At 65.5% G+C, this 10,111-nt stretch carries 8 protein-coding genes and 1 tRNA gene; 4 read left to right on the forward strand and 5 right to left on the reverse strand.

Features of this window, described 5'->3' with window-relative positions; all coding sequences use genetic code 11:
• Positions 1-48 precede the first annotated feature (48 nt).
• The 5 genes from sucD to X803_RS0107480 all read right to left on the reverse strand — a co-directional run bounded on the left by sucD (position 49) and on the right by X803_RS0107480 (position 7,131).
• On the reverse strand, positions 49-951 hold the full coding sequence (gene sucD, locus X803_RS0107460) for a succinate--CoA ligase subunit alpha (RefSeq protein WP_026544656.1): 903 nt from the start codon (positions 949-951) through the stop codon (positions 49-51).
• A gap of 31 nt (positions 952-982) precedes the next feature.
• Positions 983-2,152 carry an ADP-forming succinate--CoA ligase subunit beta gene (gene sucC / locus X803_RS0107465; RefSeq protein ID WP_026544657.1) on the reverse strand — a complete coding sequence of 390 codons (1,170 nt, stop codon included), beginning with the start codon at positions 2,150-2,152 and terminating at the stop codon, positions 983-985.
• Positions 2,153-2,301: 149 nt separating this feature from the next.
• The gene (locus X803_RS18505; RefSeq protein WP_051470562.1) at positions 2,302-2,991 is read right to left on the reverse strand and encodes a hypothetical protein; all 690 of its coding nucleotides are present in this window, start codon (positions 2,989-2,991) and stop codon (positions 2,302-2,304) included.
• A 6-nt stretch (positions 2,992-2,997) separates the two neighbouring features.
• Entirely contained in the window at positions 2,998-5,442 is a 2,445-nt protein-coding gene (gene pcrA, locus X803_RS0107475) for a DNA helicase PcrA (protein ID WP_026544658.1), read from the reverse strand.
• Positions 5,443-5,586: 144 nt separating this feature from the next.
• Positions 5,587-7,131 carry an alanine/glycine:cation symporter family protein gene (locus X803_RS0107480; RefSeq protein WP_035778193.1) on the reverse strand — a complete coding sequence of 515 codons (1,545 nt, stop codon included), beginning with the start codon at positions 7,129-7,131 and terminating at the stop codon, positions 5,587-5,589.
• A gap of 160 nt (positions 7,132-7,291) precedes the next feature.
• Here X803_RS0107480 and X803_RS0107485 point away from each other — a divergent pair, with 160 nt between their 5' ends.
• The 4 genes from X803_RS0107485 to X803_RS18510 form a co-directional block, all read left to right on the forward strand.
• Positions 7,292-7,903 (forward strand): hypothetical protein, encoded by a 612-nt coding sequence (locus X803_RS0107485; RefSeq protein WP_035778194.1) that lies wholly within the window; start codon positions 7,292-7,294, stop codon positions 7,901-7,903.
• Positions 7,904-7,940: 37 nt separating this feature from the next.
• A tRNA-Arg gene (locus tag X803_RS0107490) sits at positions 7,941-8,017 on the forward strand.
• Between the two features lie 60 nt (positions 8,018-8,077).
• Positions 8,078-8,881, forward strand: coding sequence for a hypothetical protein (locus X803_RS0107495; protein ID WP_026544661.1), 804 nt, complete (start codon positions 8,078-8,080; stop codon positions 8,879-8,881).
• On the forward strand, positions 8,878-10,111 hold a 1,234-nt coding region (locus X803_RS18510), incomplete at its 3' end, for a hypothetical protein (protein ID WP_162149208.1). The genes X803_RS0107495 and X803_RS18510, both read left to right, overlap by 4 nt.

The following is a 10,111-nucleotide window of genomic DNA, read 5'->3' on the forward strand; positions in this document are numbered from 1 at the left end:
AACCTTTCGCTGGAAAGGTAACGGCCGCCGTCGTACGCGTTTTGGGAACTACAGCCCTGCGTAGACCTCGCGCAGCAGGCGGGCGGTCTCGGACGGGGTCTTCCCGACCTTGACTCCGGCGGCCTCGAGGGCCTCCTTCTTTGCCTGCGCGGTGCCGGCGGAACCGGATACGATGGCTCCCGCATGGCCCATCGTCTTGCCCTCGGGCGCCGTGAAGCCCGCAACGTAGCCGACAACCGGCTTGGTCACATTGGCCTTGATGAACTCGGCGGCACGCTCTTCGGCGTCGCCGCCGATTTCGCCGATCATCACGATCGCCTTGGTCTCGGGGTCCGCTTCGAACGCCTCCAGTGCGTCGATGTGGGTGGTTCCGATGACAGGGTCACCGCCGATGCCGATCGCGGTGGAGAAGCCGAGGTCACGGAGCTCGAACATCATCTGGTAGGTCAGCGTGCCGGACTTGGAGACCAGGCCTACACCGCCCTTGCCGGTGATGTTCGCCGGCGTGATGCCGACCAGGGATTCTCCGGGGGTGATGATGCCGGGGCAGTTCGGGCCAATGATCCGGGTGATCTGCTTGCCGTTCTCATCCTTGCGGGACTGGGCCAGCGCCCAGAACTCAGCCGAGTCCTGGACGGGCACGCCCTCGGTGATGATGACAACCAGGCCGATTCCGGCGTCGATCGCCTCAACGACGGCGTCCTTGGTGAACGCCGGCGGGACGAACACGATGGAAACGTCGGCGCCGGTCTCGGCGATGGCTTCCTTGACGGTGCCGAATACGGGCAGGGTGGTCTCACCGTGGGTGACGGTGGTTCCGGCCTTGCGAGCGTTCACACCGCCCACAACCTGTGTTCCAGCCTTCAGCATGAGCGCTGTGTGCTTGGTGCCCTCGCCGCCGGTGATGCCCTGGACGATCACCTTGGAGTCTTTGTTCAGAAAGATAGACATGTTGTTCCTTAGTCCTTGGAGTCGCGACCGGTCAGCGAGCGGCGTAAGCCAGCTCGGCGGCCTTGTCGGCGCCTTCGTCCATGGTGTCGGCGAGGGTGACCATCGGGTGGTTGGCCTCGGCGAGGATGCGGCGGCCCTCTTCAACGTTGTTGCCGTCGAGACGCACCACGAGGGGCTTGTTCTCCTTGTCACCGAGGATCTCGAGTGCCTTGACGATGCCGTTGGCCACGGCGTCGCAGGCGGTGATTCCACCGAAGACGTTCACAAACACGCTCTTGACCTGGGCGTCATTGAGGATGACGTCGAGGCCTGCTGCCATGATCTCCGCGGACGCGCCGCCGCCGATGTCAAGGAAGTTGGCGGGCTTCACATTGCCGTGGGCCTCACCGGCGTAGGCAACAACGTCCAGGGTGGACATGACCAGACCGGCACCGTTGCCGATGATCCCTACTTCGCCGTCGAGTTTGACGTAGTTGAGGTCATTCTCCTTGGCCTTGGCCTCCAGCGGATCAGTGGAGTCCTTGTCCTCGAGTGCGGCGTGGCCCTTCTGGCGGAAGTCTGCGTTCTCATCCAGAGTGACCTTGCCGTCAAGGGCGAGGATTTCACCGGCACCGGTCTTGACCAGCGGGTTGACCTCAACCAGCGTTGCGTCTTCCTTGGTGAAGACATCCCACAGCTTCAGGATGGCGTTGGCCACGTCTTCGCGGAGCTCGGGAGCGAAGCCTGCGGCGTCGACGATCTCCTCAGCCTTGGCGCGGTCAATCCCGACCGCGGGGTCCACGGCGATACGTGCAAGGGCCTCGGGCCGTTCAACGGCGAGCTGCTCGATTTCCATGCCGCCCTCAACCGAACACATGGCGAGGTAGTTGCGGTTTGCCCGGTCCAGCAGCACCGAGAAGTAGTACTCCTCGGCGATGTCGGCACCCTGGGCGATCATCACCTTGTGGACCGTGTGGCCCTTGATGTCCATGCCGAGAATCGCGGATGCGTGCTCAAAAGCCTCATCCGGGGTCTTGGCTACCTTGACGCCGCCGGCCTTGCCGCGACCGCCAACCTTGACCTGCGCCTTAACGACAACAACGCCGCCGATTTTCTCGGCCGCTGCTTTTGCTTCTTCGGGGGTCTGCGCCACGATACCGGCCAGCACGGGAACGCCGTGAGCCTCAAATAGATCGCGCGCCTGATATTCAAACAGGTCCACTTATCTAGTGTCCTTCTGCGTCGAAGTAGGTTTACACAGGGAACTCTAGCCCCTTGGCTCGGAACGCCTTTCCCAGACTACCGGTTTCGTGAGTAAGCACACAGTTCTATGAGTTGTAGAAAAGTAACCTCGTCGGTTACCGTTCAGCGCTATTGAGCTGCAAGCACTTCGAAGGCATCCGCTGACGCCGCAAACCCGGCTCCCGTTCCGGCCTCGACACACACGATGCCGTGTTCACCGCTTCCGCACCGGAAGCCGTTGAGTTCGACGGCCAGTCCGTCTTCCAGCACCGGCAGCCGCGCGAGCGGACCCTCCGCGCTGCCGGCGCGCGGGCCGAGTTCCGACTCCATGAGCGTCATCCCTACCCGGCATCCGCCGTAGGACGCACCGTCGGCGGTGAGCAGGACGGTGCCGCCCTTGAAACCGAGCCCGGTGCCGTGACAATCGTCGGTGATCTCCGCCGGGTCCGGGTAGCGCGCGAGTTCGCAGTAGACGGCGGGCACCTCAAGCACAGCGTCATCCCGTTGCCCGCCCGAGAGCCGTGGGTCCACCGGCGAGTTGATGATCCCGCCCTGCTCCGTGGTGATGGCGCAGTAGGCGTTACGGTTTTGAGTGAGGAATGCGACAGTCTCCCCGCCGCCTGTCTGAAGCTCATCCACGGGCACCTCCGGCATCGCAGCGAGTTCCGCCTGCGGGCTCAGCTCCGGCCCGGCACTCGGCACCGGATTCACCGGCACCTCCACGCAGCCGGTGAGCGCTGCCGCGGCGAACAAAACCCAGCCGACGACGGCGGCACGGATCCGGACGCGCCGGTGTGCTTCCCCGGTGGCTGGCTGCACCCGCTGCTACCCGACTTTGGTGAGGGGTGCGTAGCGGAGCAGCAGCCGCTTCTCCCCGATGTCGAACCGGACCTTGGCGACCATCTTGTCGCCGCCGCCTTCCACCGCAAGGACGGTCCCGTTGCCGAACGTTGTGTGGTTGACCTTGTCCCCGGCCGATACGGCGACAACCTCCTTCTGGGGCTGCACCCTTCCAGCGGTTTTCCCGGGCAATCCCCGCCCGGCTTCGCTGCCCGCGCCCGCCCCGGCTCCCCAGTAGGAGCCGCTGAAACGGGGGCCGCTGATGCTCTGGCCGCCGGTCCACGCCGGCTTGGACGCGCCCTCGCGCTTCCAGTGGATCAGTTCCTCAGGGACCTCTCCGACAAACTGGCTGGCCGGGTTGTACTGGCTCTGCCCCCAGAGGCTACGGACCTCGGAGCGTGTGATGTACAGCCGCTTGCGCGCGCGGGTGAGGCCGACGTAAGCGAGCCGGCGCTCCTCGGCGAGCTCCTTGGGGTCCGTTGCCGACCGCTGGTGCGGGAAGATCCCCTGCTCCATGCCGGTCAGGAACACCACCGGGAATTCGAGGCCCTTGGCGGTGTGCAGGGTCATCAGGGTGACAACGCCCTGCCTCCGCGCTTCCTCCACCGCCTTCTCGACGTCTTCCCCGGAGCCCTCCGGCGCGTCGGGAATCTGGTCCGCGTCCGCCACGAGGGACACCTGCTCGAGGAAATCGCCCAGCGTGCCTTCCGGGTTCTCGATCTCATACTCGCGGACCACCGCAACGAGCTCGGCGAGGTTCTCCACGCGTGACTCGTCCTGTGGATCGGTGCTGGTGCGGAGCTGCGCCAGGTAGCCGGTCTGCTCGAGGACCGCTTCGAGTGCCGCGGAGGCCCCTGATCCGGCAGCCACCTCGGCCAGATCATCGATGAGTTTCACAAAGGAAGCCACCGCGTTGACTGAGCGCGTTGCCATGCCGGGAGCTTCATCCGCCCGTCGGAGCGCCTCCATGAAGCTCACGCGGTCCCTTTCGGCGAGCGCGGCAATGGCATACTCGGCGCGGTCTCCGATGCCGCGCTTCGGTTCGTTGAGGATGCGGCGGAGGTTGACGACGTCGTCCTGGTTCACCAGGACACGCAGGTAGGCCAGCGCGTCCTTGATCTCCTTGCGCTCATAGAAGCGGGTGCCGCCGACCACCTTGTAGGGAAGGCCGACGCGCATCAGGATTTCCTCAATGGAGCGTGACTGCGCGTTGGTCCGGTAGAAGACGGCTACATCCCCCGGACGCAGGTTTTCCTCATCCTGCAGCCGGTCGATCTCGTCAGCGATGAACCGGGCTTCCTCATGCTCATTCTCACCGACGTAGCCAACAATCTTCTCGCCGTTGCCCTCGGCCGTCCACAGCCGTTTCGCCGGCCGGTTGGGGTTGCGGGAAATCACCGCGTTGGCGGCATTAAGGATGGTCTGGGTGGACCGGTAGTTCTGTTCGAGCAAAATGGTGCGGGCGTTCGGGTAGTCCTTCTCGAATTCCACGATGTTCCGGACGTCCGCGCCCCGGAATGCGTAGATGGACTGGTCCGAGTCACCGACGACCGTCAGCTCAGCGGGTTCCTCCACGTTTTCCCCGGCTACGCCGACGATCTCCCGGACCAGGGCGTACTGCGCGTGGTTGGTGTCCTGGTACTCGTCCACCAGGACGTGGCGGAACCGGCGCCGGTAGTAATCGGCAACCCCCGGGAAGGCGCGGAACATGAAGACGGTCTGGGCAATGAGGTCATCGAAGTCCATGGCGTTGGCCTGGCGGAGCCGCTGCGCATATCCCTTGTAGACCTCTGCGACCGCCTGCTCGAAGGGGTCCGAGTAGTTCGCGGAGGAGGCGTACTCCTCCTCGTCAATCAGCTCGTTCTTCAGGGCGGAGATCTTGTGCTGGATGGCCTTGGGAGCAAACCGCTTGGGATCAAGATCCAGGCCCTTGGCCACGAGGGTGATGAGGCGGAGAGTGTCCGCCGAGTCATAGATGGAGAAGTTCGAGTTCAGCCCGATAGACGCTGCTTCACGGCGGAGGATCCTGACGCACGAGGAGTGGAAGGTGGAAATCCACATGCGCTTGGCGACATCGCCGACCAGCCCCTCGATACGCTCACGCATTTCCGCGGCGGCCTTGTTGGTGAACGTGATGGCGAGGATCTGCCCGGCATGCGAGCGCCCGGTCGCCATGAGGTAGGCGATGCGGTGGCTGAGCACACGGGTTTTGCCCGAGCCTGCTCCGGCGACAATCAGCAGCGGCGAGCCGCTGTGCCGAACCGCCTCCTCCTGCTGGGGATTCAGCCCGGCCAGCAGTTCCCGGGCGCGCGCCTCGTCGACGTGACCGCCGCGCCGGGGGTGCTCGGCGGCATCCGGGGAGGACGGCGACGGCGCGGCGCGCCTGCCTGCGGCGGGTGTGCTGAGGTGCGGGTCGAAAAGCAAGTCCATGGTGCCTTTAAGTCTAGGCGCTGGCACGGACAGAACCTGTCCGCCGTCGTTCTGCGGGCCTTACCTCTGTGGACCAGGCCGGAACATGGCAGTGCCCGCCGGGTCCGAAGACCCCGCGGGCACCGTGCGGATGGGTGGGTTCAGTTACCGGGCGGCCGTTTCGCGGTCCTCGGGTTCCGTGCCGAGATCGAGGAGCTTTCCGCTCTTGCGGTCGGCGAGGTATTCCCGCATCTCCTTCTTGATGACCGGCAGCAGCATGTAGACACCGAGCAGGTTGACGAAAGCACAGACGAACAGCGCGGAGTCGGCGAAGCTGAGCACCTGCCCGAAGGTCAGGACCGTTCCGGTCACAGTGAAGAACAGGAAGATGACCTTGTAGAGGATCTCCGACATCTTGCCGCGGCCGAAGAGGTACTCCCAGGCCTTGAGTCCGTAGTAGGACCAGGTGATCAGCGTGGAGAACGCAAACAGCGCCACGGCAACGGCGAGGACGATCGGGAACCAGTCGATGACCGTCGCGAACGCATCCGAGGTGAGGATGACGCCGTCGGGCGGGCCCTCGCCGGCCTGGACCTGATCGATTCCCGCCTGCAGGCTGGGAGCACCGGCGATGACAATGGTGAGCGCCGTCATGGTGCAAATGATCACGGTGTCGACGAGGGGCTCGAACATCGCGACGAAGCCCTCGCTGACCGGGCGGCGGGTCTTGACTGCGGAGTGTGCGATCGCGGCGGAACCGAGACCCGCCTCATTCGAGAAGGCTGCGCGCTGGAAGCCGACGATCATGACACCCACAACGCCGCCCGCCATTCCGGCAGGAGCAAATGCGCCCTCGACGATCTGGCCGAATGCTGCCGGAACCTGACCGATGTTCACAATGATCACGAACAGGCAGGCAGTGACGTAAATGATGCCCATCGCGGGGACGAGCTTGCTGGTGGTGGCCCCGATGGCCTTCATTCCGCCGAGGATCACGGCGCCGACCAGGGCGGCCAGGATGATGCCGAAGATCAGCGCCGCTCCCGGGCTTCCGAGGAACCCGTCAGCACCGCCGGTGACTTCCTGAGCCTGTGCGAAGGTCTGGTTTGCCTGGAACATGTTGCCGCCGGCAACGCCGAAGATGAGGATTGCAACCGCGAAGATTCCGGTCAGGATCTTTGCCGGCCACTTGCCGAACTTGGCGAAGGCCACCGGCAGGTACCTGAACGGTCCACCCGAAACGGTGCCGTCCTCGTGTACCTCGCGGTACTTCACGCCCAGCGTGCACTCGGCGAACTTGGTGCACATGCCGAGAAGGCCGGCGAGGATCATCCAGAAGGTTGCACCGGGGCCGCCGAGCGCCATTGCTGCGCCGACACCGGCAATGTTTCCAAGCCCGACAGTGCCGGACAGCGCCGACGTCAGGGCCTGGAAGTGTGGAACCTCTCCGGGGTCATCCTTTGCGGAATAGCGCCCGCGGATGACCTCGTAGGAGACCTTGAGCCCCCGGAACTGGATGAAGCCAAAGTAGAAGGTGAAGATGACGGCGGCTGCGATGAGCCACGCGACAACCGCGGGAAAGCTGACTTCGCCGAGGGTGATCGGGAAGAAGACAACTGCGGCGAACCAGGTGGCAATAGGTTCGAAGACGGCGTCAATGGCGTCTTCGATGGCCGCGAGCCACCCCACCTGATCTGCAACGGAAGACATGGGAAGTGCTTGGTTTATAGCCATTGCTTAAAGAAACCCGGTTCGGGTTGTGATTGCAATCACAGACCCCCTGAATGCGCTATCGATATCAAAACGAGATCAAAATCGCACTAGATTTTTCGGAACGGTTGCCGCATGGTATCGGTCTAGCATTAGGGGTATGGGCAAAACCAGAGCGCAGATCGCACGCAAGCACGGACCGGGAGCAGCCGGGCTGCCGTTATCTTCCGGTGACCGCCCTGCGCCGCCCCGCCACAACGGAAATCTCATCCTCATTCCGGCAGTTGCGGCGGCGCTGTTCCTCTTCTGGTACTTCCATCTGCTCACGCTGTCGCAGATGACCCAGCTGTCCGGCGGGCTCCCGATGCCTGACATGCTCATCGGCGGCTATGACGCGGCCGTCATCGACCGGCTGCGTTCGGCGATGAACGCTGACGCACTCGGTCAGCTCAGCTACGTGCACAAGACGGCGGGGACCCTGTTCCCGCTCCTCTTCGGGCTGGCCTGGCTGCTGCTCGTCCAGCTCAACGTCAGCCGCCGTGGGCTTCGCTGGCTGCTGTGGAGTCCGGTGCTGCTGTTCGTCGTCGTCGATCTGTGGGAGAACGTCGCCATTGATGCAGCCCTGGCAGGGCCTGACGGCGGATCGGTTGCCCTCGCATCCGCACTCACGGTGACCCGGTGGATGCTGTTTGCAGTGAGCTGCGCTGCGGGTCTGGCGGCGGTGCTGCTGCCCCGCGCTGTGCGGTCCACCCGCCCCAAGACTGTAAGCTAGTACCGCCTGCGGCGCCTTTTGGCGTTGTACAGGACCCGCCTCTGTAGCTCAGTAGGATAGAGCGTCCCTCTCCTAAAGGGAAGGTCGTCGGTTCGATTCCGGCCAGGGGCACCACCATCCCCATGGGTAGCCCTGCCCATGGCACCGTTCCGCCCGCTGCACTAGCTTTGCGGCATGGGGATCCCGTCAGCCGTGCCGCCGCCGCATCATGTCATCCGCCTCTCGCCTGCCGCGTGGGCGCTGGCGCTCAGCGCGGCCGCATCCGGGTTGCCGGATGACGGCGACCATTCGGCGGGCGGGAGGGCGGCGCACGTTCCCAGTGAACTCGACCCGGCAGCGGTCCAGGACGGCTGGGCTGAACTGGGTCGGGAAGGCGTTGCCGACGGTTCCGGGCTGGTGTCCCGGTGGCGCGAACCGCTGCAGGAAGTCCTCGCGCCGGTGACGCTCCTCCGGCTCTCCGCCGCGTACAACGGCGTTGGAGCGAACAGCGATCTCTCAATCACCGCAGACCGCGGCGTCTGCGTCCACCGCCGAAGCGCCCTGGAACCCGATTCCGACGGCGGTCTCCGCACCACTGGCCATGAGCCTTCCCTCGAGGTGGCCCTGTTCAGCGCCGGATCCGCCTGGGGTGCGATCAGCCGCGTCCTGCCGCCGCTCGACGAACTGCGCGCCGACGCCGCTCAGGCTGGCCCCGTGCACGGTGACAGCATCCTCCAGTTGCCGCTGACTCCGTCGGAGGCGGCCGGGCTGGGACCGGAGGAGGCGATCCTGAGCGCCGCGATGACCACCCGAGCAGGCGAAGGCCGGCAGGTGTGGGCCGGCCACTGGTCGGTGTGCGGGGGAAGGCTCTACTCGGTCCGCACCGCGGGCGGGGCGCTGCTCCTGACGCCGCAGCGCGCCGGCCACGTGGCTCGCGAAATCACGTTCGCCCTCGCCGGCGCCTACCAGTTCATTGCCGGAGCAGCAGCAAGCGCATGAATTCTCTCCTGGGGATGGATCCGGGACAGGTCCGCCGGCTGGCCCGGAGCCTCGAGTCCACGGCCGGGGAGCTCGAGCTGCTGGAGCTGCAGGTCGCCGGGATAATGTCCGTGGTTCCCTGGCGTGGCAGCGACGCCGATTCCTTTCGCACCGATTGGGTAAGCCGGCATCGCCCGGTGCTGTTGAACATCGCCCAGGAGCTGAGGCAGGCAGCGCTCGTTGCAGCCGGCAATGCCGATGCCCAGGAGTGCACCAGCGACGCCGGCTCCGCTGCTGGTCCTCCCTCAGCCTCCGGGGCAGAACCCGTAGCCGGCACAGGTTCGGCGCACCCCGCGGCGGACAGCGGACAGGCGGACAGCGGTAAGGACAACGGTTGGGTTACGGACGGGCTGGGCTGGGTGGCCGGCGGCGCGGACTGGGTCACCGGTTCGGCCGGTGCCGGTGCAGAATGGTTCGCTGACCGTACGGAGCTCGGGTACGGCAACATCACCCGGTCATGCAACGAGGCCGCGTCCGATTCCGCCCACCTGCTCACCCTGCTGGACGCGTGGGCCGGCGGGAACCCTCCCTCGCTGATGGAACTCGCGGTGTCTTCGTCGCTCGTCTGGACCGGTGCCGTGGACCTGAGCGCAACCGTGAGCTCCCTGGGACAGTTTGCGCCGCTATTGCTCGACGACGGGACACCGTGGGCAGGAGAGCCGATCGCCGTCGGGATCTCCCGCGACGGCATGGGTCCGGCTGTCAACGGCCACCGGCCGGGCGTGCTGCCCTCGGACCTCGGCGCTATCGCGCTCAATACCGCACAGGGCTACAACGACGGCGGCACCTCCTCGGCGCCGGACGGCGCCGTGCGCATCACCAGGGTGCTGGACGGGGACGGCCCCGCCTATATCGTCACCATCCCTGGAACGCAGTCCTGGAGCCCACTCACCTCCGGAACCGCAACGGACCTCACGGGGAACCTGATCACGGCGTCCGGGCAGCTTTCAACGGCTACCGCCGCGGTGGCGCTGGCCATGGAGCAGGCGGGCATCGAGCCGGGTGCACCGGTGATGCTCTCCGGCCACTCCCAGGGCGGGATGACCGCCGCCGCCCTCACCACCGACCCCGCTTTCATGGAGCAGTACAACGTCACCAACGTCATGACGTTCGGCTCTCCCATTGATGCCGCCGGGATCCCGCCCTCCGTGGAGGTCATCGCCTTCCAGCATGAGGACGACGTCGTTCCCC

This window comes from Arthrobacter sp. 35/47 (assembly GCF_000520475.1).
Taxonomy (GTDB): Bacteria; Actinomycetota; Actinomycetes; order Actinomycetales; family Micrococcaceae; genus Arthrobacter_D; species Arthrobacter_D subterraneus.

Coding starts and splice junctions, on each gene's coding strand:
- sucD (WP_026544656.1), bottom strand. CDS start 951: ATGTCTATCTTTCTGAACAAAGACTCCAAGGTGATCGTCCAGGGCATC.
- X803_RS0107480 (WP_035778193.1), bottom strand. CDS start 7,131: ATGTCTTCCGTTGCAGATCAGGTGGGGTGGCTCGCGGCCATCGAAGAC.
- pcrA (WP_026544658.1), bottom strand. CDS start 5,442: ATGGACTTGCTTTTCGACCCGCACCTCAGCACACCCGCCGCAGGCAGG.
- X803_RS0107485 (WP_035778194.1), top strand. CDS start 7,292: ATGGGCAAAACCAGAGCGCAGATCGCACGCAAGCACGGACCGGGAGCA.
- X803_RS0107495 (WP_026544661.1), top strand. CDS start 8,078: ATGGGGATCCCGTCAGCCGTGCCGCCGCCGCATCATGTCATCCGCCTC.